General features: G+C 71.2%; 19 protein-coding genes. 5 read left to right on the forward strand and 14 right to left on the reverse strand.

Features of this window, described 5'->3' with window-relative positions; genetic code table 11:
• Nucleotides 1-19 precede the first annotated feature (19 nt).
• On the reverse strand, nt 20-565 hold the full coding sequence (gene nrdR / locus ACIBW6_RS10130) for a transcriptional regulator NrdR (RefSeq protein ID WP_399058683.1): 546 nt from the start codon (nt 563-565) through the stop codon (nt 20-22).
• Between the two features lie 547 nt (nt 566-1,112).
• Between nrdR and lexA the strand changes: the two genes are divergently transcribed.
• A complete protein-coding gene (lexA, locus tag ACIBW6_RS10135) occupies nt 1,113-1,898 on the forward strand; it encodes a transcriptional repressor LexA (protein WP_356491090.1) in 786 nt (261 codons plus the stop codon).
• A gap of 84 nt (nt 1,899-1,982) precedes the next feature.
• On the opposite strand, the gene ACIBW6_RS10140 is transcribed toward lexA, so the two are convergent.
• The 5 genes from ACIBW6_RS10140 to ACIBW6_RS10160 form a co-directional block, all read right to left on the reverse strand.
• On the reverse strand, nt 1,983-3,980 hold the full coding sequence (locus ACIBW6_RS10140) for an ATP-dependent DNA helicase (RefSeq protein WP_399058686.1): 1,998 nt from the start codon (nt 3,978-3,980) through the stop codon (nt 1,983-1,985).
• Nucleotides 3,981-4,020: 40 nt separating this feature from the next.
• Entirely contained in the window at nt 4,021-6,138 is a 2,118-nt protein-coding gene (locus ACIBW6_RS10145; protein WP_399058688.1) for an IucA/IucC family protein, read from the reverse strand.
• A gap of 57 nt (nt 6,139-6,195) precedes the next feature.
• A complete protein-coding gene (locus ACIBW6_RS10150; RefSeq protein WP_399058690.1) occupies nt 6,196-6,987 on the reverse strand; it encodes a GNAT family N-acetyltransferase in 792 nt (263 codons plus the stop codon).
• 58 nt (nt 6,988-7,045) lie between these two features.
• The gene (locus ACIBW6_RS10155; protein ID WP_399058692.1) at nt 7,046-9,031 is read right to left on the reverse strand and encodes an IucA/IucC family protein; all 1,986 of its coding nucleotides are present in this window, start codon (nt 9,029-9,031) and stop codon (nt 7,046-7,048) included.
• 271 nt (nt 9,032-9,302) lie between these two features.
• Nucleotides 9,303-10,928, reverse strand: a complete 1,626-nt coding sequence (locus ACIBW6_RS10160) for a diaminobutyrate--2-oxoglutarate transaminase family protein (RefSeq protein ID WP_399058694.1) — start codon at nt 10,926-10,928, stop codon at nt 9,303-9,305.
• Between the two features lie 522 nt (nt 10,929-11,450).
• Between ACIBW6_RS10160 and ACIBW6_RS10165 the strand changes: the two genes are divergently transcribed.
• Nucleotides 11,451-12,674, forward strand: a complete 1,224-nt coding sequence (locus tag ACIBW6_RS10165; RefSeq protein ID WP_399058696.1) for a trypsin-like serine peptidase — start codon at nt 11,451-11,453, stop codon at nt 12,672-12,674.
• A gap of 213 nt (nt 12,675-12,887) precedes the next feature.
• Nucleotides 12,888-14,084 carry a trypsin-like serine peptidase gene (locus ACIBW6_RS10170; protein WP_399058698.1) on the forward strand — a complete coding sequence of 399 codons (1,197 nt, stop codon included), beginning with the start codon at nt 12,888-12,890 and terminating at the stop codon, nt 14,082-14,084.
• 179 nt (nt 14,085-14,263) lie between these two features.
• Here the strand turns inward: ACIBW6_RS10170 and hflX are convergent, their stop codons facing one another.
• The 6 genes from hflX to miaA form a co-directional block, all read right to left on the reverse strand.
• Nucleotides 14,264-15,772: a GTPase HflX gene (gene hflX / locus ACIBW6_RS10175; protein ID WP_399058700.1), complete on the reverse strand. Its 1,509-nt coding sequence runs from the start codon at nt 15,770-15,772 to the stop codon at nt 14,264-14,266.
• 257 nt (nt 15,773-16,029) lie between these two features.
• The gene (locus ACIBW6_RS10180; RefSeq protein WP_399058702.1) at nt 16,030-17,499 is read right to left on the reverse strand and encodes a M1 family metallopeptidase; all 1,470 of its coding nucleotides are present in this window, start codon (nt 17,497-17,499) and stop codon (nt 16,030-16,032) included.
• 184 nt (nt 17,500-17,683) lie between these two features.
• Nucleotides 17,684-19,807 (reverse strand): RelA/SpoT family protein, encoded by a 2,124-nt coding sequence (locus tag ACIBW6_RS10185; RefSeq protein ID WP_399058704.1) that lies wholly within the window; start codon nt 19,805-19,807, stop codon nt 17,684-17,686.
• Between the two features lie 140 nt (nt 19,808-19,947).
• Nucleotides 19,948-20,817, reverse strand: a complete 870-nt coding sequence (gene dapF, locus ACIBW6_RS10190) for a diaminopimelate epimerase (protein ID WP_399058706.1) — start codon at nt 20,815-20,817, stop codon at nt 19,948-19,950.
• A gap of 43 nt (nt 20,818-20,860) precedes the next feature.
• Nucleotides 20,861-21,328, reverse strand: coding sequence for a hypothetical protein (locus tag ACIBW6_RS10195; protein WP_399058818.1), 468 nt, complete (start codon nt 21,326-21,328; stop codon nt 20,861-20,863).
• Between the two features lie 107 nt (nt 21,329-21,435).
• Complete coding sequence (gene miaA, locus ACIBW6_RS10200; RefSeq protein WP_399058708.1) at nt 21,436-22,374, reverse strand: tRNA (adenosine(37)-N6)-dimethylallyltransferase MiaA; 939 nt, start codon at nt 22,372-22,374, stop codon at nt 21,436-21,438.
• A 196-nt stretch (nt 22,375-22,570) separates the two neighbouring features.
• Here miaA and ACIBW6_RS10205 point away from each other — a divergent pair, with 196 nt between their 5' ends.
• Nucleotides 22,571-22,864 carry a hypothetical protein gene (locus ACIBW6_RS10205; protein WP_399058709.1) on the forward strand — a complete coding sequence of 98 codons (294 nt, stop codon included), beginning with the start codon at nt 22,571-22,573 and terminating at the stop codon, nt 22,862-22,864.
• A 22-nt stretch (nt 22,865-22,886) separates the two neighbouring features.
• Nucleotides 22,887-23,165, forward strand: coding sequence for an antitoxin (locus ACIBW6_RS10210; RefSeq protein ID WP_399058711.1), 279 nt, complete (start codon nt 22,887-22,889; stop codon nt 23,163-23,165).
• 231 nt (nt 23,166-23,396) lie between these two features.
• On the opposite strand, the gene ACIBW6_RS10215 is transcribed toward ACIBW6_RS10210, so the two are convergent.
• Nucleotides 23,397-24,128: a class III extradiol dioxygenase subunit B-like domain-containing protein gene (locus ACIBW6_RS10215; protein WP_399058713.1), complete on the reverse strand. Its 732-nt coding sequence runs from the start codon at nt 24,126-24,128 to the stop codon at nt 23,397-23,399.
• 150 nt (nt 24,129-24,278) lie between these two features.
• Entirely contained in the window at nt 24,279-25,811 is a 1,533-nt protein-coding gene (miaB, locus tag ACIBW6_RS10220) for a tRNA (N6-isopentenyl adenosine(37)-C2)-methylthiotransferase MiaB (protein WP_399058715.1), read from the reverse strand.
• Between the last annotated feature and the right edge of the window lie 27 nt (nt 25,812-25,838).

The raw sequence follows: 25,838 nt of genomic DNA on the forward strand, positions 1-25,838 counted from the left end.
CCGTCCCGTCCGGGTCCGGTCAGTCGGCAGCGTTCGCGGGCACGGGGACCTCCACAGTCCCTCCGGGCCCGCCGTCACTCTTTTCGCGCTCGTCGTCGGCGCGATCCGCCGTCGCGCCGCCGGCTTGCTCCCGCAGTTCGGCGATCGCCGACTCGAAGTCCTCCAGCGAGTCGAACGCCCGATAAACGGACGCGAAGCGCAGGTAGGCGACGAGGTCCAGCTCCTGAAGGGGGCCGAGCATGGCAAGGCCCACATCATGCGTGGTCAGTTCCGCACTTCCGGTGGCGCGCACCGCTTCCTCGACACGCTGGCCGAGCAACGCCAGGGCGTCCTCCGTCACCGGCCGGCCCTGGCAGGCCTTGCGCACGCCGTTGATCACCTTGGTGCGGCTGAAGGGCTCCGTGACCCCGCTCCGCTTGATCACCATCAGTGAACAGGTCTCCACCGTCGTGAAGCGGCGGGAGCAGTCCGGACACTGCCGGCGGCGGCGGATCGACGTGCCGTCGTCGGTGGTGCGGCTGTCGACGACCCGGCTGTCGGGATGCCTGCAGAAGGGACAGTGCATGAACTCCCAACCCTCCTCACGGCACGACTAGATAGCCCCGAGAGGCTGGACCCGCCCCTCGAAGCAGCCCCAAGCATAGGTGATGACCTAGGCCGCGAAACCACCGGGACCACAACCCCTGGGCTGCTGATGCCATCCAACCACTAGATGTGGGGTTCAGCTGCCTTTGGGGCCTAGAGCGTGTCGCGGGAAGCGGAGTCGTCCGCACACGGCCCGGAAACACCACAGGCCACAGCCCCGACCGACGCTCGACCGGCCCCCGATCGAGTTTCCGCTCGGCGCGGCGCACGCGAGAAGGGGGCGGTGCCCGGACGGCGAGGGAGCCGATGGCAGACTGGAAGCGCCCTCGGAGGGGCCTCGGTCCCGGCGGTGAAGCGTACCGGATTGAGCCGAAATGCCACTCCGCAGGCCCGCCAGCCATACACCTAGGCACATGATCACGACAAGTAATCTACGGTTTTTCACTCGAACGTGTGTTTGGCGCAACCTTTCGAAAGGAACTACCGTTGGCTAGCTAGGGAGACATTCTCGAGAGGGGCCGACCGACGTGACCACCACCGCAGACAGCGCCACCATCACTGCCCAGGGCCGCGCCCCTGGCCGACTCGAGCCGGTGCATGCCATGACTGACGCGACCATGAGCCAGGAGGGCCCCAAGCCGGGCCGCTCCCTGCCCGGACGACCTCCCGGGATCCGCGCGGACAGCTCGGGCCTCACCGACCGGCAGCGGCGGGTGATCGAGGTGATCAGGGACTCGGTGCAGCGTCGCGGGTACCCACCGTCGATGCGGGAGATCGGCCAGGCGGTGGGCCTCTCCAGCACGTCCTCGGTCGCGCACCAGCTCATGGCCCTTGAGCGGAAGGGTTTCCTGCGGCGCGACCCGCACCGCCCCCGTGCGTACGAGGTCCGGGGCTCGGACCAGCCGAGCACGCAGCCCACGGACACCACGGGCAAGCCTGCCGCTTCGTACGTGCCCCTGGTCGGCCGCATCGCCGCAGGCGGGCCGATTCTCGCCGAGGAGTCGGTCGAGGATGTCTTCCCGCTCCCCCGGCAGCTGGTCGGCGACGGTGAGCTGTTCGTCCTCAAGGTCGTCGGCGACTCGATGATCGAGGCCGCGATCTGCGACGGTGACTGGGTCACGGTCCGTCGCCAGCCCGTCGCGGAGAACGGCGACATCGTCGCGGCCATGCTCGACGGCGAGGCCACCGTGAAGCGCTTCAAGCGCGAGGACGGCCACGTCTGGCTCCTCCCCCACAACTCCGCGTACCAGCCGATCCCCGGTGACGAGGCGACCATCCTCGGCAAGGTGGTGGCTGTCCTGCGCCGGGTGTGACCCCTCCCTGACCGGGCCCCGGGACCAACTGCGCCGGTTCCGGGGCCCTGCGCTGTCCGCGCCGGGCCCCGATCCGCCGTGGAGCTACGTCTCGTCGGCCTTCGCGGTCGCGTCGATCGCCGCGAGCGAGCGCCGCACCTGATTGCGGTCCGTGGTGTACCAGAAGTCCGGCATCGAGGCCCGCAGATAGCTGCCGTAGCGCGCTGTCGCGAGGCGGGGATCGAGGACGGCGACGACTCCCCGGTCCCCGGACGCCCGTACGAGTCGCCCGGCGCCCTGTGCCATGAGCAGCGCCGCGTGGGTCGCGGCCACCGCCATGAAGCCGTTCCCACCGGCCTCCTCGACTGCTTTTTGCCGGGCGCTCATCAGCGGGTCGTCCGGCCGCGGGAACGGGATCTTGTCCATGACGACCAGCTGGCAGCCCGTGCCGGGAACGTCCACGCCCTGCCACAGCGACAACGTGCCGAACAGGCAGGTCTTCGGGTCCGCGGCGAAATTCTTGATCAACTCACCGAGGGTGTCCTCCCCCTGCAACAGGATGGGGAACTGGGGGATCCGCGTGCGCAGCTCCTCGGCCGCCGCCTGAGCGGCGCGCATCGAGGAGAAGAGCCCGAGCGTCCGCCCGCCGGCCGCCTGCACCAGCTCGGTCAGCTCGTCCGTCATGTCGGTCCGCGTGCCCTCGCGTGCCGGACGCGCCAGGTGCTTGGCGACGTAGAGGATGCCCTGCTTCGGATAGTCGAACGGCGAGCCCACGTCCAGGCCCTGCCACTCCGGCATGTCGTCGCCGTGTGTGCCTTCGGGGGCGAGGCCCAGGGACGCCCCTACGCCGTTGAAGTCGCCGCCGAGCTTCAAGGTGGCCGAGGTGAGCGTCACGGAGCGGTCGGTGAACAGCTTCTCCCGGAGCAAGCCCGACACGGACATGGGCGCCACTCGCAGGGAAGCCCCGCTCTGCCGGTAGGCGGAGCCGGCCCGCGGTTCGTGGCGTTCGTACCAGACGACGTCCCACTCCGACCCGTTCGTGATCCGCTCCGCGACGTCGTGCACGCTCTCCACCGACGCGAGAGCCTGCTTACGCACCGCGTCCTCGTCCTGGACGGACTTGTCCCGCGTCGAGCCGATGGCCGTGATCACCGCCCGGGTGGCGTCGCGCAGGGCCATCAGCGCGTAGCCGAGGTCCTCGGGGATCTCTTCGAGGCGGCCGGGCAGCGCCAGCTCCATGAGCCGCTCGAAGCCCTCGGCGGCCGTCTGGAGCTGGTCCGCCACCTTCTCGTTCACCAGCTTCGCGGCCCGGCGCACCGCGCGGTTCACCTGACCGGGGGTGAGCTCGCCGGTCGCCACCCCGGTCACTCGGGAGACCAGCTCGTGGGCCTCGTCCACGATCAGCACCTCGTGCTCCGGCAGGACCGGCGCGCCTTCGATGGCGTCGATCGCGAGCAGCGCGTGGTTGGTGACGATGACGTCCGAGAGCTTGGCCCGCTCCCGGGACATCTCGGCGAAGCACTCCTGCCCGTACGCGCACTTCGACGCGCCCAGGCACTCACGGGAGGACACGGATACCTGGGACCAGGCTCGGTCCGACACGCCCGGGGTGAGGTCGTCCCGGTCGCCGGTCTCCGTCTCGTCCGCCCAGTCCCGCATCCGCAGCAGGTCCTGACCGAGTTTGCTGGTCGGCGCGGCCGCCTCGAACTGGTCGAAGAGGCCCTCCTCCTCGTCCTGCGGGACGCCTTCGTGGAGGCGGTGCAGGCACAGATAGTTCGACCGGCCCTTGAGCATGGCGAACGAGGGGCGCCGCCGCAGCAGGGGGTGCAGGGCCTCGACCGTGCGCGGCAGATCGCGCTCGACGAGCTGCCGCTGCAGGGCGAGGGTGGCCGTCGCGACCACGACGCGCTCCCCGTGGGCGAGGGCCGGCACCAGGTACCCGAGGGACTTTCCGGTGCCGGTGCCCGCCTGGACAAGCAGATGGGAACCGTCGTCGATCGCCTTGGCGACGGTCTCGGCCATGGCCACCTGGCCAGGGCGCTCCGTGCCGCCGACAGCGGTGACGGCGGCGTGCAGGAGCTCGGGGAGTGAGGGCTTCGTCATAGCTCGACCACCCTAGACGGCGGCACTGACAATCCCGCGGTCACGGTTGGTGCAGGGGGTTGGCGACGGTCCCGTGGACGGCGGCGTGCGGGCGGTGGGCCCGGTCGCGGTAGCCGTCGAGGTGGAGACGGTTCCGGTTGAGACACAGGCGCTCGATCCGCGGGGTGAGCAGGTCGAACAACTCATACCGCTCCTTGAGCTCCGGGAAGCGGGCGTGGTGGCGGAGGATCTCGGCGCGCACCAGTGCCCAGAATTCAGCCTCCGGGACGCCGAGTTGGCCCTCGCACAGGGGCGCCAGATAGCGGAAGACGCCTACGAAGAGCCCGGAGTGGATGAATTGCGTGAGGAAGTCGGGACGCTCTGTGAGCAGGACGTCGCGTACGTCCTGCGGCATGGAGTCGTGCTCCGGCAGTGGAGTGGCGCTGACATTGACGTCGTCGACGAAGTCCTTGACCGCGAGCCGCACGGGTACGTCCTGCTCGTCGAAGACGACGATGGCGTTCTCCCCATGGGGAGAGAACACGGTTCCGTAGCGGTAGAGGAAGCGCAGCAGAGGGGGCAGCAGGGCGGCGAAGAGCCTGCGCAGCCAGGTTTTCGCGTCGAGGCCCGAACGCGCGATCAGCTCCGTCGTGACGGCCCGTCCCTGTGGGTCCACGAGTAACAAGGAAGCGAGGGTGCGGGCACGTTCGCCGGGTGCGAGGTACCGCTTCACCGGCTCTCGCCAGATGGCGCCCAGCAATTCCTTGTACTGATAGGGGACTTCTTCCAGGCCGCTGTACATGGGGTGTTGTACGGCCACAGAGGCGACCTCTCCCAGCAGGATGACGTCGCACTCGTCCCTGAGGAACGGATCGCCCTCACGCATTGCGTGCATCCATGTCGTCACGGCAGGTGCGGCAAGGGTGCGTTCGGTCGGTAGGCCGCGCCATACAAGGGTGTTGAGGACCGACAAAGGAAGTTTGACGGTGTGCCGTTCCGGGCGGCTGGTGTTGAGGAAGGTACGGATCGATTGCTGGGGAAGTCGCACGTCGCCGTCGGTGGGAAGCGGGACGATGGTGTCCGTGGCGACGGAGTGCGCGAAGAGGGGGAGCACGATGTCGTCCCATTGCCACGGGTGCACCGGCAGGTAGAGGTACGCGGCCGGGTCGAGGCCTCGCGCGCGCAGGCTCTCGGCGAACAGCCGTCGGGTGGGCGGATCCAGCTCGCGGGAGTAGAGGGAGTCGGCGGTGCCGAGGCCCGGGGCCCCGCGGTAGGTGGCGAGGCTGGTGTGCACCGCGATCCAGGGCAGGCGGGTCGGGCGGCGGGCTTCCGGTGCCCAGCGGGACGTGTCGGTCGCGGAGAAGCCGAGCCGGCCCTTGTTGAGGACGATCCAGGGGTGGCCGGTCTGGTGTCCTTCCAGGTCCGCGTAGCCGAGGTCGGCGAGCTGCAGGGCCGTCAGTGCGCTGTGGTCGAGGCGGGCGTCGGCGGCGAGAGTGACGGAGAGCTCGCGGATGAGGTGGCCGAGGGTGGCGCCGTCGAGGCCGATGAGGTGCCTGGTGCGCAGGAGGAAGGCGAGTGGGTCGGTGAAGGGTTCGGGGGCGTGGGCCGACCCGGCCTCGCCCTCCGTCGTGATGGGTCCCGCCGCCCATTCGATGCTGTCCGGCTCCACCTGCCAGCTGCCATAGGCGCCCCGTCGGGCGTAGAAGTGGAGCTGACCACCAGCCGAGTGGCCGGCCTGCCGGTCGTCCGATCCGTCCGGCTGGTGCCGGTCCGATCCGTCCGGCTGGTGCCCGGTCGCTCCGTCGGCCAGTGCCAGGGTCTGATCCCAATCGGGTGAACCGGTCGGACCGCCGGCCGGTCCTCGGGCCTGGTCCCGGTGGGGTGAACCGGTCCGGTCGCGGCCGGGACCACTGGTTCCGGCGTCGTCCGCCTTCTCCTGGCTCGGCACGGTCAAGGTGTAGGGGCGCCGGCCCGGGGTGACGACCGCGTCCGCGTCGTGCCCGACGGGCAGCGGCCGGAGGATCTCCTCGTACGCGAACTCACCGATCAGTTTGGCCAGCAGGCGTGCTCCCGCCCGCTCCCAGTTCTCCCGGGTGAGCTCGGGCGGGTCGTACAGCTCGGACGACTCGGCGGGAGGCGGGACGGCGGACGGATTCGGCACGACGGGCGGGTTCGGCACGGGGACTCCTCGCGAGGGAACCGGATCGGGTCGAGCGGTGTACTAAGAGTGACCGCCTCAGAGCACGGTGCGCAGGGCACGGTCACGGACCATGAGCGCGGCCCGCTTGTCGGGGAGGTCCACCTCGGCGGCGAAGCGGAAGCCGGCGCTCAAGAAGGCGGAGACGGAAGGGGTGTTGCGAAGGTCGGGTTCTGCGATGACGCGCGCGCACGTCGGGCGGTGATCGAGCACGAGGTCGGCGACGGCTTTGAGCAGCGTGGTCCCCAGCCCCCGTCCACGATTGGCGACACCACCGATGAGGAGGTGGATACCGGTGTCGTGCGGACGGGCGGGGTAGTGGCGGGCCAGCGGGTCGAGGTCGGCGCGGTAGATCTCCCAGTAGCTCATGGGTGTGCCGCCGAGGACGCCGAGGCAGGGGACGCTGCGCCCGTCTCCGTCGAGCTGGGGCGCCAGGTGGTCCGCGGTGACCGACTCGGGGCCCGCGAGCTCCCAGAAGGCGGCCACGGCGGGGTCGTTCATCCACCGGCTGATGAGCTTGAGGTCGCGCTCGACGCGGACCGGGACGAGCTGGAACACGCCCGCAGGGGTGGTGGCCGGCCCCCATCCCCCTACGTGGTCGAGCAGGTCGTCCTGGGGCGTACTCGCGGGGACGGGCACCCCCCGGTGCGAGGTGTCCGTGCCGTCCGCGGTTCCTGCTCCGTCCTGGTCGGCGATGAACGCGACGAGTTCCTCGGAGAGGCGCAGGTCAAGGGTGTCCTGGCAGTCCGGGTTCTCCGCCGGAGCGGCGGATTCGTCCGGAGCAGCGACGGGGGTGGCATCGGCGTCGGTGCTCGCGTCGGCGGAAGGCACTGCGCTCCTCTCGGGAGGGGGAAGGGGTGTGGGATGTGGTCCTCGGTGGTCGGGGAGGTCAGATGTGAAGGGGGTTGGCGATGGTGACGTAGACGGACTGGGTGTCGACGGGGCCTACGAGTTCGTCGAGGCCGTGCAGGCGGGTGAGGAGGTTGGCTTTGCAGCGCAGCGTGGGTGAGTCGAGGAGGCGGTGTGGCAGGGGGCTGCGCAGCTGCCGCGGCCCGGTGGCTGCTCCGCGGAGGAAGCGTTGGAACGCGGCGAGCAGCACCTGTTCGTCGGCGAGTTGCTGGGATCCGAAGGCTCCGATGAGACCGAAGACGTTGTTGATGGCGAGGTAGTAGGCGAACCGCTCGTCGGTGACGTCGTCGGAGACGAACGTGTCGCTGTGCTCCCCGATGCCGGGCAACCGCTCGTCGAGCGCGGCGCGACGGGACTCGCGGAAGTAGTAGCCCTGGTTGTCGCGGTAGCGGCCGCCTGCGGGCCAGCCCTCGGCGTCGAGAAGCAGGAGGGTGTTCTGCTGGTGGGCTTCCAGAGCGACGCCCGCTTCGCTGTCGAGCCAGAGCACGGGGCGCACCACGTGTTCGAGGTAGCGCAGGAACCACTCGGTGGCCACGGCTCCCCGGGGTCGACCGGTGCGGATCGCGAGGCGCGTGAGGGTGTCGGCGAGCCGGGAAGTCATCGGGGCGCGGTCCGGGCGGATTTCCTGCTCGTGCGCGGGTCGCGGTGAGACGAATCCGGCGATGCAGGTGGCGTCGGAGTCGGGCCCGAAGGGGTTGTTGCGGATCATGACGTCGAGGCCGGGGAGGGGGTCGCCGGACGGGTCGTCGACCGCGAGCCAGGCGGGGTCGCGGACGATGTCGAAGTCCGGGTGGGCGGCGTGCCATTGCTCGGCGAGGCCGTTGCGCAACAGCCGATGGACCTCGACGCCTCGGTGGAGTTCCTTGCGGAGGTTCTCGCGGCGGGAGTTGGTGATGCGCAGGCCGAGGGAGAGTTTCAGCATCGCCGGCGAGCCGGGCCGGTACAGGGTGCGGACGGAGGAGGTGGGGTACCAGGGGTCGCCGTGGGGGCCGAGTTCACGGAGGAGGTCTGCGGCCAGGAGGGCGGCGGAGTCCGGTCGGTGCTTCAGTTCGCGGAGCTGCCAGGGATGGACGGGCAGCGCGGCGTAGCCGTCCGGCAGTGACAGGTCGGCGCCCGCGAGTTGTGCGGTGAGGTGGGTGGCGGGGACGGTGCGGCCGCGTTCGGTCCAGGCCGAGTCGTGGGCGAGGATCTCGGGCGCGACAGCGATCCACTGCAGGACGAAGGAGCCGCGCAGCTCCGGGGAGTAGAGGCGGCTCTCGGTCTCGGAGAGGCCTTCGCGGCTCTTGGGTGTCGGGTGCAGCGGGTGTCCGAGGAGCAGCGCCTGTTCCGCGGCGAGGAAGCGGTCGGGGCTGTCGACGCGATGCCGGCGACGGTCGGCGATGAACTCGGCTGTGCGGCGGACGGAGTCGGCGACGCGGCCGACCAGATCACCGCCATCGCCGGCGTGAGCGGTGTCCGGGGCGGGCTCTGCCCCGGCGGGCGGGGTCGCCGGGGTCTGGTCGTCGTCGCCTCGGGACGCGTCCGGCTCGGCGGCGGAGGCCGTTTCGCGGCTCAGGAGGGCGGCGAGGGTCACCGCGTCGACGCAGGGGGCGCCGTGGGGGCCGTCCTCCAGGTAGGGCAGGCCGAAGCGATGCCAGCCGGTGAGGGACCAGTGGTGGACAGGGACGAGGAGGGCGGTGCCGCTCGCGGGCAGCGGGACGCGGAGGGCACCGACGGAAGGAGGAGCGATGTTGTTCTCGCGTACCCAGCAGCGGAGCAGGTTCTCGACGGCCGCGACCTGGGCGGAGGTCGCGGGGTCGGGGTGGCCGAGCAGGTCGGCGGGTGAGGCGTACAGGCGTTCTGCCTCTAGGACGCCGTCCTTCTGCCGGGGGACCGTTTCGCACTCCGGCCCGCAGGGGGTCTGCGTGTCGCAGGCTCCTTCGGCGAGGGGGCGGGGAGGACCGTCGGATGCGGGGGTGGCGTTCACGAGTGCTTCCTTGCGTGAGGTGGGGGGCTCCGTGGGGCGGTGGTCCGGATGGTCCGGTGGCCGTGGCCGGCGCTGGGGCAGCGCGTGCCTTCGTAGGCCGGCGTGGTGGTCGCCCCACTGGATCTCTGAAGGAGAGGGGGCGGCGTCCGGGGCGGATGCCCCTCGGCCTGTGAGGTGGAGGGCCAAGTGGGCGAGCCGCCGGTCCCGTCGTGTCAGCGACCGGCGCGCGTGCGGGGTGGCGCGGCGCCGGGCCGTGACAGCGGAGGGGGTTCTAGGGGCGGGCCCGGGCGACGGCGGCGATGGCGTCCGCGAGGCGGTCGACGATGGCCGCGGCCTGTTCGTCGGTGATGGTGAGGGGAGGCAGGAGGCGGACGACGCTGGAGTGGCGGCCACCGAGTTCGACGATCAGCCCCCGGTCCAGGCAGGCGTCGCGGACAGCCGCGGCCAGGTCGGGAGCGGCGGGGAGCGGACTGCTTACCAGGTCGCCGAGGAGGGGGTCGGCCGAGAAGTCGGGGGCCGTGGTGCCGTGTGTGACGTCAGCGGTCCGCGCGACGTTCGTATCGGCGGCGTGGCCAGGGCCGGGAGCGTCACGGCTTCGGAGGTCTCCCCCGCTGCTTTCCCGACGGGCGCTGCTTTCCCGAGGGGTGCTCTCCCGAGTGGGGCTGTATGTGTCCCCGGAGGGGTGGGATGCGCCGCCCTCCGGGTCCACGACTTCGACCCCGATCATGAGGCCCCGGCCCCGCACGTCGCCGATGCAGGGGTACTCCTTGGCGAGGGACTTGAGCTGACCGATCATGCGGGCGCCGAGCTCGGCGGCCCGGTGGGCGAGGCCGTTCTCCCGCACGTAGGCAAGGGTCGCGGTGCCGGCCGCCATGGCGAGTTGGTTGCCGCGGAAGGTGCCCGCGTGGGCGCCGGGCCCCCAGACGTCGAGGTCGTCGCGGTAGACGATGACGGCGAGCGGGAGGCTGCCGCCGATCGCCTTGGACAGGACCATGACGTCCGGCACGACACCACTGTGGTCGACGGCCCAGAAGGCTCCGGTCCTGCCGACGCCGGTCTGTACCTCGTCGGCGATCAGCGGGATGGAGCGGGCCTCGGTGATCGCGCGCATCCGGCGCAGCCAGGCGTCGGGGGCCGGGTTGACACCGCCTTCACCCTGTACCGGTTCGAGGATCATCCCGGCGGGGCTCGGCACGCCGGACTTGGTGTCGTCGAGGAGCGATTCGGTCCAGCGGGCGCCGAGTTCGGCTCCGCGCGGGCCGCCGATGCCAAAGGGGCAGCGGTAGTCGTGCGGGTAGGGAAGGCGGGCGACCCGTACGTCCTGGGCGCCGCCCGATGCTTCGAGGGCTCCGGCGGTCATGCCGTGGTACGCGCCGCTGAAGGCGAGGAGGCCGGGGCGTCCGGTGGCGGTGCGGACCAGTTTCAGGGCGGCTTCGACGGCGTCCGTTCCGGCCGGCCCGCAGAACTGGATGCGGGCCCGGTCGGCGAGGGCGCGCGGCAGCGTACTGAACAGTTCCGTGGTGAAGGCGTCCTTGACGGGGGTGGCCAGGTCGAGGACGTGCAGCGGCGCACCCGAGTCGAGCACCTTGCGGATGGCTTCGAGCACCACGGGGTGGTTGTGGCCGAGGGCGAGGGTGCCCGCACCGGAGAGGCAGTCCAGGTAGCGGCGGCCGTCGGCCCCTTCGATGGTGAGACCGCGGGCCCGTACCGGCACGATCGGCAGGGCGCGCGCGTAGGTGCGAGCTGCCGACTCCCGTGCGGACTGGCGGCGCAGGATCCCTTCATGCACGGCGCTCTCGCGTGCGGGGTTCCCGTGCCTCTCGCCGTCGTCTGGGGTGGGGTGCGCCCCGTCGTCCGGGGCGGGCACCGTCACGGGCGCAGGGTCGGTCACGGCCACGGTTGCTGGTCCTCCCGCTGGAAGTACGGCCGACTGGTCGGGTCGACTCACCGGTGGGCGCGGCAAGTTGGCGAGTACAGCATCGAAGGACCGCCCTGGCGGCACACCAGGACGGTTCGAGGGCTGAGCGCCGACTGCGGATCCCCCGTACGCCCTAACGACGAGAAGGCGAGAGGAACACGGGCCGCTCGAAGACTCGTGACGAGACCTGCGCCACACATGCCCGGGCCCACGCTTACATCTGTGACAGCGGCAGCGGCGGCGGCGTCGATCCCGTCCGGCCCGGCGGGTAGAGGGCGCGGCAGGCAGGGCGGCCGAGCTCCGGGCGGCCCAGCCCCGGGGGCACGATCCCGCCGTAGCCCCGTGGGCAAGATCCCGCCGTGACGGAACCGTTGCGGTTCCGTAGGTCGACCCCGACGGCACCGGCATAGTGTGGGGTGCCGTTCGGGGAGGGCCGGCACCGCTCGTGGGCCGCACCCGTTCGGCAGCGCACTGATCTCGAAGCCCAGGGGGATTCACACCATGCGACCCATACGCCCGCTGTTCGCCGCTCGCCGCGCCGGGAGCGTGCGCGGCCGAACGTCCCCTGTGGCGGCGGCCGTTGCCCTCGGCGCGGTCCTCGCGCTGACCAGCACCGCCTGTGGTCCGGGTGAGGACGACGCGAGTGACAAGGCGTCGTCCTCCGCGAGCGCGGGCGACGGCTCGTTCCGGATCCCGCAGAGGATCAAGGACAAGCTCCGGGAGCACGGGATCGACCCGGACAAGTGGAAGAACGGCGAGTGGAAGAACTGGGACCGGGACAAGTGGCTGCGTGAGGCGCAGGACTTCGTCAACCCGATCATCGACGGTCTGTGGGACTCGGACCGGATGCGCGACGCCGACAAGAACCCTGGCGGCGAGGTCGACGAGAACGACATCTCCGGTGACCAGGGGGTGACGGACCCGACGCCGCAGCCGGTGGAGGCCGCGGCGGTCGCGAGCCCGTACCACGGCAGTGCGCCGTACGCGGGCAAGCTGTTCTTCGACGGGCCGGAAGGGTCGATGGTGTGCTCGGCGACGGTGGTCGCCGACCCCGCCCACCCGGGCAAGTCCGACATGCTCTGGACGGCGGGACACTGCGTGCACGCGGGCAAGAAGGGCGGCTGGTACCGCAACATCGCGTTCGTTCCCTCGTACAACGACGCGGGCAAGAGCGCCGCGGAGTTGCAGGGGGCGCCCAAAAGCGAGGTCGCCCCGTTCGGTGTGTGGTGGGGCGACTGGGCGCAGACGTCCGACCAGTGGATCGAGCAGGGGGGTCCGACGGGCGGTGCGGGCGCGCCGTACGACTTCGCCGTCATCCATGTGACGCCGGAGAAGGGTGGCTCGGGCAAGTCGCTGGAGGAGACGGTCGGTTCGTCGCTGCCGGTGAACTTCAACGCGCCGACGGTGTCGAAGATCGCCCAGCTGACGGCGAAGGGGTACCCGGCGGCGCCGCCGTTCGACGGGCAGAGGCTGTTCCAGTGCGCGGACAAGCCGGGACGCCTCTCGCTGACCTCGGCGGATCCGACGATGTACCGGGTGGGCTGCACGATGACCGGGGGTTCGTCCGGCGGCGGCTGGGTCGGGCAGGGCTCCGACGGCAAGCCGGCGCTGGTGTCCAACACCTCGATCGGCCCGGTGACGGCAGGCTGGCTGGCCGGTCCGCGGCTGGGCAAGGAAGCCAAGGGGATCTACGACGCCGTGAGCAAGAAGTTCGCGAGCCAGTGACCCGGGTGCGAGCGGCGGCGCGGGGGTGGAAACCTTCACCACCCCGCCGCCGTTCGTCCGCACTTCCCCAGGCATAGTGGGGTGCTGTGTCGCAGCGGGTGCGTGCGGTCGCCCGCCCGCCTATGACACGCTCATGACAGTCCACGTGCCGCGCCCGGTGCCCACGCGCCCCGGGTGCGCGTCGCGTCGCATTACTTCGGGGGTACTCGCACCATGCGTTCCATACGTCCGTCCGTCGTCCGTGGCCGGAGACGGCGTTCCGCTCTCGCCGCCACAGGACTCGCCGCCGTTCTGGCGCTCACTGCCACCGCGTGCAACGACGGCGAGGACAGCGCCGCGGCCGAGCCGGCCACGGCCTCCTCGCAGGGGTCGCAGAGCGGGGCCGAGCTGCCGGCCGACATCGCCGGCAAGTTGAGGAAGCACGGCATCGATCCCGACAAGTGGGAGAGCGGTGCGTGGAAGAACTGGGACAAGGACGACTGGCTGCGCGAGGCCAAGGACTTCGTCAACCCGGTCATCGAGGGGCTGTGGAAGCCCGAGCGGATGAAGAACGCCGAGGAACCCAAGAAGACCATCGCGGCCAAGGACGCACTGAACGACCAGGGCGTCACGGACCCGGAGCCCGACCCCGTACCGGCTCAGGCCGAGAAGACGCCGTACCACGAGAACGCGGCACCGGTCGGCAAGGTCTTCTTCGACTCCCCCGAGGGTTCGATGGTCTGTTCCGGCACCGTCGTGAAGGACCAGCGCAACCCGGGCAGGTCGAACCTGGTGTGGACCGCGGGCCACTGTGTGCACGCGGGGTCGGGCGGCGGCTGGTACCGCAACATCGCGTTCGTGCCGTCCTACAACGACCGGGGCAGGTCGGCGGACGCGCTGCGCGACGCGTCGCAGGCGGAGATCGCCCCGTACGGAACCTACTGGGCTGACTGGGCCTCCACCTCGAACGAGTGGATCGACCAGGGGGCGGAGTCCGGCGGCGCGGGCGCGCCGTACGACTTCGCCGTGTTGCACGTGAAGCCGGAACAGGGCACCAAGTCCCTGGAGGAGACGGTCGGCAACGCGTTGGACGTGGACTTCTCGGCGCCGTCCGTGCAGTCGGTCGGTTCGATGGGTGCGTGGGGCTACCCGGCCGCTCCGCCGTTCGACGGGCTGCTCATGAACAAGTGCCTCGACCGGCCAGGGCGGCTCTCGCTGAACGCGACCGACCCGACGATGTACCGGATCGGCTGCACGATGACGGGCGGCTCGTCGGGGGGCGGCTGGTTCCGCGTCCGTGACGGCAAGACGGTCCTGGTGTCCAACACCTCGATCGGCCCGGCCGGCAACACGTGGCTGGCGGGCCCGCAGTTGGGCCGGGAGGCCCAGCAGGTCTTCGACATGATGAGCGCGAAGTACGGCAGCAAGTAGGGAGCGGCCGGTCGCCCCTGGCGGCCGTCAGCAGCCCAGGAGCCAAGTGAGGAGCCCCGCCCGGGTCGACCCGGGCGGGGCTCCTCACTTTCTTACGTCAGCTGTAAGCGCCCGCTCCGCGGTGCGGCTCAGCGCGCCGTACGGCCGAGCGCGGCACACGACTCAGCGCGCCGCACGGCTCAGCTCGCCGCGGCCGCGGGAACGTACGGCGCGAGTTCCGCCGCGAGTTCCTCGTGGACGCGCGCCTTCAGGAGGGTGCCCTCGGGGGTGTGCTCCTCGGAGAGCACCTCGCCGTCGGTGTGGGCCCGCGCGACCAGCCTGCCCTGCGTGTACGGGACGAGCGCCTCGATCTCGACCTCGGGCCGCGGCAGTTCGACGTCGATGAGCGCGAGCAGCTCCTCGATGCCCGCGCCCGTACGGGCCGAGACGGCGATCGAGTGCTTCTCCTGGCGCATCAGCCGCTGGAGGACCAGCGGGTCGGCCGCGTCCGCCTTGTTGATCACCACGATCTCGGGGACGTCGGTGGCGCCGACGTCGCGGATCACCTCGCGCACGGCGGCGAGCTGCTCCTCGGGGACCGGGTGCGAACCGTCGACCACGTGCAGGATCAGGTCGGCGTCGCCGACCTCTTCCATCGTGGAGCGGAACGCCTCGACCAGGTGGTGCGGCAGGTGCCGGACGAACCCGACGGTGTCGGCCAGCGTGTACAGCCGGCCGCTCGGCGTCTCGGCCCGGCGCACGGTCGGGTCGAGGGTGGCGAACAGCGCGTTCTCCACCAGGACGCCCGCGCCCGTGAGGCGGTTGAGCAGGGACGACTTGCCCGCGTTCGTGTATCCGGCGATGGCGACCGACGGCACCTTGTTCCGGCGGCGCTCCTGGCGCTTGATCTCGCGGCCGGTCTTCATCTCCGCGATCTCACGGCGCATCTTCGCCATCTTCTCGCGGATCCGTCGCCGGTCCGTCTCGATCTTGGTCTCACCGGGACCACGGGTGGCCATGCCGCCACCGGAGCCGGAGGAGCCACCACCACCCATCTGCCGGGACAGCGACTGACCCCAGCCGCGCAGTCGCGGCAGCATGTACTGCATCTGCGCGAGCGCGACCTGCGCCTTGCCCTCTCGGGACTTGGCGTGCTGGGCGAAGATGTCGAGGATGAGGGCGGTCCGGTCGACCACCTTCACCTTGACGACGTCTTCGAGGTGGATGAGCTGGCCGGGGCTGAGCTCACCGTCGCACACGACGGTGTCGGCTCCGGTCTCGAGGACGATGTCCCGCAGCTCCTGGGCCTTGCCCGAACCGATGTACGTCGCCGCGTCAGGCTTGTCCCGGCGCTGGATGACGCCATCGAGTACGAGGGCGCCCGCCGTCTCGGCGAGGGCGGCGAGCTCCGCGAGGGAGTTCTCCGCGTCGTCGACCGTGCCCGACGTCCAGACGCCGACGAGGACCACGCGCTCCAGGCGGAGCTGCCGGTACTCGACCTCGGTGACGTCCTCGAGCTCGGTGGAGAGGCCTGCCACGCGGCGCAGGGCCGCGCGCTCGGAGCGGTCGAACTGGTCGCCGTCCCGCGCGGTGTCGATCTCATGGCTCCAGGCGACGTCCTCTTCCATCAGGGCATCGGCCCGAAGACCCTCGGGTTGGTTCAGCGCGAAGCTCTGCGCGTCCTGGGAAGGGGAAGAAGAGGAGGTCATTGGATCCTTACGTCGCTGGGATTCGGTCATGGTGACGGACGTCTCGCCCGACACCACTGATAACGCTCGGCACCGCCCGGAGATTCCCGGGAGGTCCGGTCAGAGGCGACCGGGCCGGTCCGCGCCGTCGATGCACGATGTTCGCACGGGACGGGGCGTCTCGTCATCCGAGTTATGTCCCAGGATCACGGGGCTCACGCCTCACCGTCCGTACGGCGCACCGCTCACCCGCGCGACCAGCGCGTCTCCCGCCCGTCTCACCGCTCTGCCTGCTTCTGTACCGGGGTGGACTTCCAGTCCGGGTGTCCGGGCATCGGCGGCGTCTTCTGCCCGTAGAGCCACCCTTGGAAGAAGCCGGTCAGGTCGCGGCCGGCGACGTCCGAGGCGAGGCGGACGAAGTCGGCGGTCGTGGCGGTGGAGTCACGGTGCGTGCTCACCCAGGTCCGTTCCAACCGTTCGAAGGCGTCCTTGCCGATCTCCTGGCGCAGCGCGAAGAGGACCAGGGCGCTGCCGTCGTAGACGACCGGCCGGAAAATGCTGATCTTCTCGCCCTGTTCGGGGCCCTTGGGCCGGGCGGGCGGCCCGCCTGCGTGGCGCCAGCCGTCCGAGGCGAGGTAGGCGTTGCGCATCCGCTTCTCCACGGGTGCGTGCGCCTTCTCCTCGGTGTACAGGGCTTCGTACCAGGTGGCGTGGCCCTCGTTGAGCCAGAGGTCGGACCAGGTGCGGGGGCTGACGCTGTCGCCGAACCACTGGTGCGCGAGTTCATGCACCATGATCGATTCGACGTACCACTTCGGGTACTCGGGGCGCGTGAAGACGTCCCGTTCGAAGAGGGAGAGGGTCTGTGTCTCCAGTTCGAAGCCGGTGCTCGCCTCGGCGATGAGCAGGCCGTAGTTCTCGAAGGGGTACCGGCCCACCTTGCTCTCCATCCAGGCGATCTGGTCGGGCGTCTTGGCGAGCCAGGGCGTTACGGCCTTGGTGTCCTTGGCGGGGACGACGTCGCGTACGGGCAGGCCGTGCGGTCCCTTGCGGTGCAGGACGGCGGAGCGGCCGATGGAGACCTGTGCCAGTTCGGTGGCCATGGGGTGGGCGGTGCGGTAGGTCCAGCTGGTGGTGGGTCCGGAGCGCTGTTTCGCCACGGGCAGCCCGTTGGCGACCGCTTGCAGGCCCTTGGGTGCGGTCACCCGGAAGGTGAAGAAGGCCTTGTCCGAGGGGTGGTCGTTGCTCGGGAACACCCGGTGCGCGGCGTCCGCCTGGTTCGCCATGGCGAGCCCGTCCTTGGTGCGGATCCAGCCGATGTCCTGCTTGCCGGGCCGGGGGTCACTGGTGTGCCGCACCGTGATGTGCAGCGGCTGTCCCGCCTCCACCGGCTGAGCGGGCGTGACGACCAGGTCCTCTTCACTGGTCGCGAAGCGGGCCGGGGCGCCGTTGACCTCCACGGAGCGCACCGTGCCGTGCGAGAAGTCGAGGTTGACCGCCTCCAGGCGGTCGGTCGCCTGCGCGTCGATCTTGGTCACGGCGGCGAGCGGCTTGTTGTTATCGCCTCCGTAGGTGAAGGCGATGTCGTACGACCGGACGTCGTACCCGGGGTTGCCCAGGTGCGGGAAGAGCCGGTCGCCGATGCCGAGCGGGGTGACGGACTGCGGCGCGCCCGCCGCGAGGAGGGCGACGGAGGCACCTGCGGCGAGCAGCGCGGCGGTGCGGGGCGTTTGGGAGCTGAGCAGCATGAACTACCGCTATCAGCGGGCCGCCCTGCGGCGGGGCCGGTACACGCCGCTCCCACCCGAACGAGGTCCACCGGCGCCCAGGCGGTCTCCGGCCGGAAATACCACCGCACGCCGGCGGTCCTGTCGACGCCGCACGCCTGCGTACCGGGCGTCGCGGGTCAGGTGGGACTTCCAGAACAAGCCGCTAGAGCGCCCCGGTCGTCGCGTGCTGCGCGCGTCCCACGTCGTACACGCCCGGCACGTTCCGCATCGCCCGCATCAGGCCGGGCAGGTGGGCGGCGTCCGGGAGTTGGAGTGTGTACGTGTGCCGGACGCCACCCTGGGTGGGCGGTTCGACGGTCGCCGAGATGATGGCGACGCCCTCCAGCGCTATGGCTTCGGTAAGGTCGGCGAGGAGGTGCGGGCGGCTGAACGACTCGGCGGTGAGCGTCACCCGGTACTCGGCGGTCTCCGCGTCGGCCCAGCGCACGCCCACCTCGGCGCGTCCGTCGCTCTTCATGCGCGCCACGCCGGGGCAGGCGACGCGGTGCACCGTGACGACGCCGCCGCGGACGGCGAAGGCCGTGATCTCGTCGGGCGGCACGGGCGTACAGCAGCCCGCCAGCCGCACGGTGGCGCCCGGCTGGTCCACGACGGCGTTCGCCGTCGCGGGCCGCGCCGAGGGGCCGCTGTAGGGCGCCCGTGGGGCCGTCTCCTGGACGCTCGGGCCTTCGGGATGGGCGGTGAGCCAGCGACGGATGGCGATGCGGGCGGCGGGCGTACGGGCGTGGTCGAGCCAGTCGCGGGACGGTTCGGAGGCGGCCGCGCCCTCCATCCGGTCCATCAGGAGCTGCACCGTGTCGCCGTCGACGAGGACCGTGCCGAGCGCCGCCAGGCGGCCGTTGACCCGCGCGCCGATGCAGGCGTGGGCGTCCTCGCCGTACTGGGCGTAGGCCGCGTCCACGCAGCTCGCGCCCGCGGGCAGCCCGATGGTGCCGCCGTCCGGCCGGAAGACGGTGATCTCGCGGTCCTGGGCCAGGTCCTCGCGGAGCGTCGACCAGAACATGTCGGCGTCGGGCGCGGACTGCTGCCAGTCGAGGAGGCGGGAGAGCCAGCCGGGGCGCGTGGGGTCGGCGCGCTCACCGACCGTGTCCAGGTGCTCCTCGCCGGACGGCGTGTAGGGATTGCCGAGGGCGACGACGCCCGCCTCTGCCACCTTGTGCATCTGGTGCGTACGGATGAGCACTTCGGCGACTTCGCCGTCGCCGCGGGTGACGGCCGTGTGCAGCGACTGGTAGAGGTTGAACTTCGGTACGGCGATGAAGTCCTTGAACTCCGAGACCACCGGCGTGAAGCAGGTGTGCAGCTCCCCGAGGACGCCGTAGCAGTCCGCGTCCTCCGCCACGAGGACGAGGAGACGGCCGAAGTCGGTGCCGCGCAGTTCGCCGCGCTTGCGGCGGACCCGGTGGACCGAGACGAAGTGCCGGGGGCGGATGAGTACTTCGGCGCTCAGGCCCGCCTCGCGGAGCACGCCGCGCACCTCGTCGGCGATGGCGGCCAGGGGGTCGTCCTCGCGCGCCGCGTTGGTCGCCATGAGGGTGTGGACCTGCGCGTACTCCTCCGGGTGGAGGATGGCGAAGACGAGGTCCTCCAGCTCGGTCTTCAGGGCCTGGACGCCGAGGCGCTCGGCGAGCGGGATGAGGACGTCGCGGGTGACCTTGGCGATCCGTTCCTGCTTCTCCTGGCGCATGACGCCGAGGGTGCGCATGTTGTGCAGGCGGTCGGCGAGCTTGATGGACATGACGCGTACGTCGTTGCCGGTGGCGACGAGCATCTTGCGGAACGTCTCGGGTTCGGCGGCCGCGCCGTAGTCGACCTTCTCCAGTTTGGTGACGCCGTCGACGAGATAGGCGACCTCCTCGCCGAACTCGGCGCGCACCTGGTCGAGCGTGACGTCCGTGTCCTCGACCGTGTCGTGCAGCAAGGAGGCGGTCAGGGTCGTGTTCTCGGCGCCCAGCTCGGCGAGGATCAGCGTCACGGCGAGCGGGTGGGTGATGTACGGCTCACCGCTCTTGCGCATCTGGCCGCGGTGCGAGGACTCGGCGAGTACGTAGGCGCGGCGCAGCGGGTCGAGATCGGCGTCTGGGTAGTGCGCGCGGTGCGCCTCGACCACGTGTCCGATGGCGTCGGGGAGGCGGCCGCGGGCAGTGGAGCCGAGGAGCGCGGCGCGGCCGAGGCGGCGCAGGTCGATCCGGGGGCGGGCACGCCTTCGGTGGGCTCCGGGCGTGATCGGCCCTGGGGTGGCGGGGTTGGTCGCCTCCGCGCTCATGAGCACCTCCGGCTTTCTCTACCCGGCGGCGGGCTGGCGGGGGTACCCGTCCGGACCGGTGCTTGATGCTACCGAGCCCACCACGTGGCACAGACCAGCTCTCGCCCAGCGTGAAACGGATCACCCATTCGAGCGATGCTTCACGGGTTTACGGTTTCGATCGTCGCGAACCAGTCCGCGTCGATCATGCCTTCGGCCACGATCTCGGCCGGTCCTGTCATCTCGATCTCGCCACCGGGCCGCTCGGTGATCGTCAGGCGGCCGCCGGGCAGATCGATCTCGTACGTCACCGGAGCCCCGGTCGCAGCCGGGTCGAGGCCGTCTCTTCGCGCCGCGGCGACGGCCACCGCGCAGGCGCCCGTGCCGCAGGAGAGCGTCTCGCCGGAGCCGCGCTCGTGCACGCGCATGGCCAGTTGCCCGGGACCGCGGTCGACGACGAACTCGACGTTCACCCCGTCCGGGTAGGCGGTGGCCGGCGCGAAGGGCGGCGGGTCGTACAGGGTGCCCGCGTGGGCCAGGTCCGCCACGAAGGCGACGGCGTGCGGGTTGCCCATGTTCACGTTCGTCGCGGGCCAGGTGCGGTCACCGACGGAGACGGTGACCTCGCCCGCGGGCAGCTCGGCGCGGCCCATACCGACCGTGATCAGGCCTTCCTTGTCGATGTGGACGCGCTTGACGCCGCCGCGGGTGGCCACGGCGAGGTCACCCTCCTCGACGTGCCCGGCGCGCTGGAGGTAGCGGGCGAAGACCCGGACCCCGTTGCCACACATCTCGGCGACGGAGCCGTCCCCGTTCCGGTAGTCCATGAACCACTCGGCCTCGGCCGCCATGGAGCGCGCCTCGGGGTGGGCGGCGGAGCGCACGACGTGCAGGACCCCGTCACCGCCGATACCGCCACGGCGGTCGCACAGCGCGGCCACCGCGGCCGCGGAGAGCTCGATGCCGTTCTCCGGGTCCGGGATGATCACGAAGTCGTTCTGCGTCCCGTGGCCCTTGAGGAAGGTGGTCATTCCTCGATCGTACGAGACGGCGCCGACAGCGGGCCCACCGCGGTCAGCGCAGGCGGGCGACGCGCCAGACGGCCAGGACCGCCACCGCGGCCACCACGACCACGTACGCGGCCACGACGCGCCAGTCAGGCCGGCGGCCCGCGCCGCGCGGCGGGAAGCCCGGCAGGGTGTAGCCCACCCGGCGGGCGGCCATCATGCCCCAGCCGGCCGCGCACGAGCTGATCAGCAGGCCCAGCATCGCGACGACCGCCCCGCCGTCGCCGAACTCGAAGAAGAGCGGGAACGCGAACATCAGCGAGCCGACCGTGGCAAGGATCACGATGGGGGCGAGCTGCCAGATGCGCAGGCGGCGCTGCGGGCGCAGCTCGATCTCGACCTCGGCCGCCGCGTCCTGGGCGGTGAGCTCGTCGGCGGTGGGCCCGTCGGCGATCACGCCGTCCGGGATCGCCTGTGGACCGTCGGGGCTCAACTGCTCCCCGCCTGGTGCGGTGTCACGAGGGCCGGCCTCCATCGCCACGCGCCCTCCCACTCCGGACTCCATTGGTCGATCGATGGTCGATGATGGCACGCCCGAAGAGGCGCGGATGACGGGCAGAGCGTCCCGATGCCATCACGTGATCAGGCTGTGACCGGTCGTTCGACCAACGCCATTGCCCGGCCCCGGAGTTCCCCGCGTCCGGTGATTGTTCCGTTCAACCAGTGCACCCGTGGGTCGCGCCGGAACCACGAGTCCTGGCGGCGTGCGAAGCGCTTGGTGGCGCGGACGGTCTCCGCGCGCGCCTCTTCCTCGGTGCACTCCCCCGCGAAGGCGGCAAGGACCTGCTGGTAGCCGAGGGCGCGCGAGGCCGTGCGGCCCTCGGCCAGGCCCTGCGCCGCCAGGGTGCGCACCTCGTCGACGAGGCCCGCCTCCCACATACGGTCCACGCGCGTGGCGATGCGCCCGTCGAGCTCCGGGCGCGGGACGTCGACGCCGATCTGGACGGTGTCGTAGACGGAGTCGTGGCCGGGAAGGTTGGCCGTGAAGGGCTTGCCGGTGATCTCGATGACTTCGAGGGCGCGCACGATGCGCCGGCCGTTGCTCGGCAGGATCGCGGCACCGGCCTCCGGGTCCGCTGCGGCGAGGCGCGCGTGCAGGGCTCCGGAACCGCGCAGCGCGAGCTCCTCCTCCAGGCGCGCGCGGATCTCGGGGTCGGTGCCGGGGAACTCCATCTTGTCGACGGCGCCGCGTACGTAGAGCCCGGAGCCGCCGACGAGGACGGGCCAGCGGCCCGCGGCAAGGAGGCGGTCGATCTCGGCGCGGGCGAGCCGCTGGTACTCGGCGACGCTCGCGGTCTCCGTGACGTCCCAGATGTCCAGGAGGTGGTGCGGAACCCCGGCGCGCTCCTCGGGCGTCAGCTTGGCGGTGCCGATGTCCATCCCCCGGTAGAGCTGCATGGAGTCGGCGTTGACGACTTCACCGCCGAGCTCCTGGGCGAGGAAGACACCGAGATCTGACTTTCCGGCGGCGGTCGGACCGACGACGGCGATGACCCGCGGGGCGGGAGCTGCGCTACTCACCGCCCCAGTCTTGCAAATCGCGGATCTCTTCTCGAATGAGCTACGTGACGCCACAGGTCCGGGGTCGTTGCCTGTTGCGAGGTTCCAGCCGCCGGTTTCGAGGACCGGTGACCCGGGCGACGCAATGGGACGCACCGGGCAGGGCGGGATTTCGCCCGCACGAGTAACGTATGGAGTTGAAATGGGCGTTTTTGCCATGTTTCGCCGGAAGGCCAAGGACAGTGACGCGGTCGCGTCCGCCGAGACGCAGGCTGCCCCTCTGACCACCGCCGCGGACGCGGAGGAGGCGGAGGGCGCGGAGCGCACCGAGGGTGCGGCGTCCCCCTCCGAGGCGGCCGGTGAGGCCTCCACGGCCGCGTCCGGGGCCGGGGAGACCGAGGCCGGCGCGTCGGCGGAGGCTGCCGCACCGGAGAACGTGGAGATCCCCAAGCAGCAGTCCGCGGAACAGGCCGCGGACAACGAGGCGGCCGACGAGGGCGCCAGTAAGTGACGTTCGCGAGAGAGGTGGCTCCATGGGCTTCCTGGACAACCTGAAAGCCAAGCTCGGCCCCGCCAAGGACAAGGTCTCCGACCTCGCGCAGCAGCACGGGGACAAGATCGACCAGGGTCTGGACAAGGCCGCCAAGGCGGTCGACGGCAAGACCAAGGGCAAGTACAGCGACAAGATCCAGCTGGGCACGAGCAAGGCGAAGGACGCTCTGGACCGTCTCTCCGCGCCGGACGGGCCCGGCGGCCCGGAGAGCCGCGGCAAGGACCGCGGCGCCCCGCCGTCGCCTCCTGCGGCGTCCTGACGCCGCGCCCCGCCGCGTCCTCGCGGCGCCACGTCCCGCTCACGGCGACGGCCGCGAAGCCCTCGGGTTTCGCGGCCGTCGCCGTGTGTGCGGGGCTTGCCTCGTCGTGAGCGCGGGAGGGGCTAGTGGCGCGCTACGTGCTGGCCGTCGGGCCTCTTGCAGCGCGCTACGTCCCGGACGAGGGCCCCTTGCAGAGCGCCATGCCCAGGAAGTGGGACCCCTTGCCGCGCGCTACGTCCAGGACGCCACGAAGTAGCCCACTCCGTAGGGCGCGTCCTCGTACAGGAGGCGCGCTGTGCCGTGGTCGCCGTGGTCCTGGGTCCAGGCCGCGGAGAGGAGCTGCCAGGGTGCGCGGCCGGAGACCTTCAGTTCGGCGGCGAGGCCGGCGTCCAGCTGGGCCAGGTAGCCGTCCCGGTCGAGCGTGCGCAGGGATTCGGCGATGCGCATGTCGACGCCCTCGGCCCGCTCGTCGAGGTAGCCGGGGGCTTTCACGGTGCGGCAGGCGGTGCCGTCGCCCATGACGAGGAAGCCGACGCGCTGCGCCCCGGTGGGGCCGCCGGTGAGGTCCCGTACACCGTCCGCCGCCGCGAAGGGCGTGCCGTCCTGTGCCACTTCGTAGCCTCGCGTCTGGCCCGTCCATCCCGCGCGCGCGAGCAGCCATGCACCTACGGAGAGGGACGGTGGGAGCGCGAGCGCGCCCGCTTCGGCGGTCTTCTCGGGCGCTCCGAGACGCACGTCGAGGTCGACGCCGAAGGAGCGGAAGGAACCCCGGGCGCCCGGCTTGTGGACTCCTGGACGCGGGCCCCCGCCGATCACCCACAGCACGTCGGGCCCGGCGGCGAGGACCGCGCCGATCGCCTCGTCGCAGGCCGCGCGGGCGGCGTCCAGCTCGGGGGCGGCGCCGGCGGCGACCTCGGGCACCAACAGCGGCGGACAGGGGCAGACAGCGGCGGCGACAAGCATGATCGTCAGCCTACTTGCCGCCGTCGGCCGCGGGCGGTGGGACGCAACCGTCGCGCGGGCGAGCGCGCGACCGGGCACGCAGCCCCTGCGTAGCCGTCCGCTCAGCCGACCGCACTACCGATCACACCGCCAGGGGGCACAGCCGTCCGCTCAGTCGACCGCGCAACCCCCCGTCACCGCCGGCAGCGGTGCCGGGACGCCGACCGTCGGGAGGCCGAGCAGGACGCCCTGCTTCTTGTCCTGCTGCTCCTTCGTGCGACGTTCCCAGGCATCGCCCGCGCGCGTGGGGCGTACGTCCAGGACCGGGCCCTCGGCGAGAAGGTGGTGCGGGGCCGCGTAGGTGATCTCGACCGTGACGACGTCGCCGGGGCGGACCTGTGCGTCCGGCTTGGTGAAGTGGACCAGGCGGTTGTCGGGGGCGCGTCCGGAGAGGCGGTGCGTGGTGCCGTCCTTGCGGCCCTCGCCCTCGGCGACCATCAGTTCCAGGGTCCGGCCGACCTGCTTCTTGTTCTCCTCCCAGGAGATCTCCTCCTGGAGGGCGACGAGACGCTCGTAGCGCGCCTGGACGACCTCCTTGGGGACCTGGTCCTCCATGGTCGCGGCCGGGGTGCCGGGGCGCTTGGAGTACTGGAAGGTGAAGGCGTTGGCGAAGCGGGCCTCGCGCACCGCGTGCATCGTCTGCTCGAAGTCCTCCTCGGTCTCGCCGGGGAAGCCCACGATGATGTCGGTGGAGATCGCCGCGTCCGGCATGGCGGCGCGGACCTTCTCGATGATGCCGAGGAAGCGGTCCTGCCGGTACGAGCGGCGCATCGCCTTGAGGACCGAGTCGGAGCCGGACTGCATGGGCATGTGCAGCTGCGGCATCACGTTCGGCGTCTCGGCCATGGCGGCGATCACGTCGTCCGTGAAGTCGCGCGGGTGCGGAGAGGTGAAGCGCACGCGCTCCAGGCCCTCGATCTGCCCGCAGGCGCGCAGCAGCTTGCTGAAGGCCTCGCGGTCGCCGATGTCGCTGCCGTACGCGTTCACGTTCTGGCCGAGCAGCGTGATCTCGCTGACGCCCTCGGCGACCAGGGCCTCGATCTCGGCCAGGATGTCGCCGGTCCTGCGGTCCTTCTCCTTGCCGCGCAGCGCCGGGACGATGCAGAAGGTGCAGGTGTTGTTGCAGCCCACCGAGATCGACACCCAGGCCGCGTACGCGCTCTCGCGGCGGGTGGGCAGCGTGGACGGGAAGGCTTCCAGCGACTCGGCGATCTCGACCTGTGCCTCTTCCTGGACGCGGGCGCGCTCCAGGAGGACGGGCAGCTTGCCGATGTTGTGCGTGCCGAAGACGACGTCCACCCAGGGCGCCTTCTTCACGATGGTGTCGCGGTCCTTCTGAGCGAGGCAGCCTCCGACGGCGATCTGCATCCCCGGGCGCTGCGTCTTCCGCGGGGCGAGCCGTCCCAGGTTGCCGTAGAGCTTGTTGTCCGCGTTCTCGCGCACCGCGCAGGTGTTGAAGACCACGACGTCGGCGTCGCCGTCGGCGCCCTCGGGGGCGCGGACGTAGCCCGCGTCCTCCAGGAGGCCCGACAACCGCTCGGAGTCGTGGACGTTCATCTGGCACCCGTAGGTGAGTACTTCGTATGTCTTGGGCACGCTGGGTGAACGGTCGTCCACGGACGGACGCGGGTGGCTGCTGCTCATGTCAACAAGGGTATGGGGTGCACGGGG

The organism is Streptomyces sp. NPDC049813 (assembly GCF_044465085.1).
GTDB lineage: Bacteria > Actinomycetota > Actinomycetes > Streptomycetales > Streptomycetaceae > Streptomyces.

Bases quoted from the DNA above. Each gene is read 5' to 3' on its own strand.
- ACIBW6_RS10215 (WP_399058713.1), bottom strand. From the start codon at position 24,128: ATGCTTGTCGCCGCCGCTGTCTGCCCCTGTCCGCCGCTGTTGGTGCCC.
- hflX (WP_399058700.1), bottom strand. From the start codon at position 15,772: ATGACCTCCTCTTCTTCCCCTTCCCAGGACGCGCAGAGCTTCGCGCTG.
- ACIBW6_RS10195 (WP_399058818.1), bottom strand. From the start codon at position 21,328: ATGGAGGCCGGCCCTCGTGACACCGCACCAGGCGGGGAGCAGTTGAGC.
- ACIBW6_RS10170 (WP_399058698.1), top strand. From the start codon at position 12,888: ATGCGTTCCATACGTCCGTCCGTCGTCCGTGGCCGGAGACGGCGTTCC.
- ACIBW6_RS10165 (WP_399058696.1), top strand. From the start codon at position 11,451: ATGCGACCCATACGCCCGCTGTTCGCCGCTCGCCGCGCCGGGAGCGTG.
- miaB (WP_399058715.1), bottom strand. From the start codon at position 25,811: ATGAGCAGCAGCCACCCGCGTCCGTCCGTGGACGACCGTTCACCCAGC.
- nrdR (WP_399058683.1), bottom strand. From the start codon at position 565: ATGCACTGTCCCTTCTGCAGGCATCCCGACAGCCGGGTCGTCGACAGC.
- ACIBW6_RS10180 (WP_399058702.1), bottom strand. From the start codon at position 17,499: ATGCTGCTCAGCTCCCAAACGCCCCGCACCGCCGCGCTGCTCGCCGCA.
- ACIBW6_RS10185 (WP_399058704.1), bottom strand. From the start codon at position 19,807: ATGAGCGCGGAGGCGACCAACCCCGCCACCCCAGGGCCGATCACGCCC.
- ACIBW6_RS10210 (WP_399058711.1), top strand. From the start codon at position 22,887: ATGGGCTTCCTGGACAACCTGAAAGCCAAGCTCGGCCCCGCCAAGGAC.
- dapF (WP_399058706.1), bottom strand. From the start codon at position 20,817: ATGACCACCTTCCTCAAGGGCCACGGGACGCAGAACGACTTCGTGATC.
- ACIBW6_RS10205 (WP_399058709.1), top strand. From the start codon at position 22,571: ATGTTTCGCCGGAAGGCCAAGGACAGTGACGCGGTCGCGTCCGCCGAG.
- ACIBW6_RS10140 (WP_399058686.1), bottom strand. From the start codon at position 3,980: ATGACGAAGCCCTCACTCCCCGAGCTCCTGCACGCCGCCGTCACCGCT.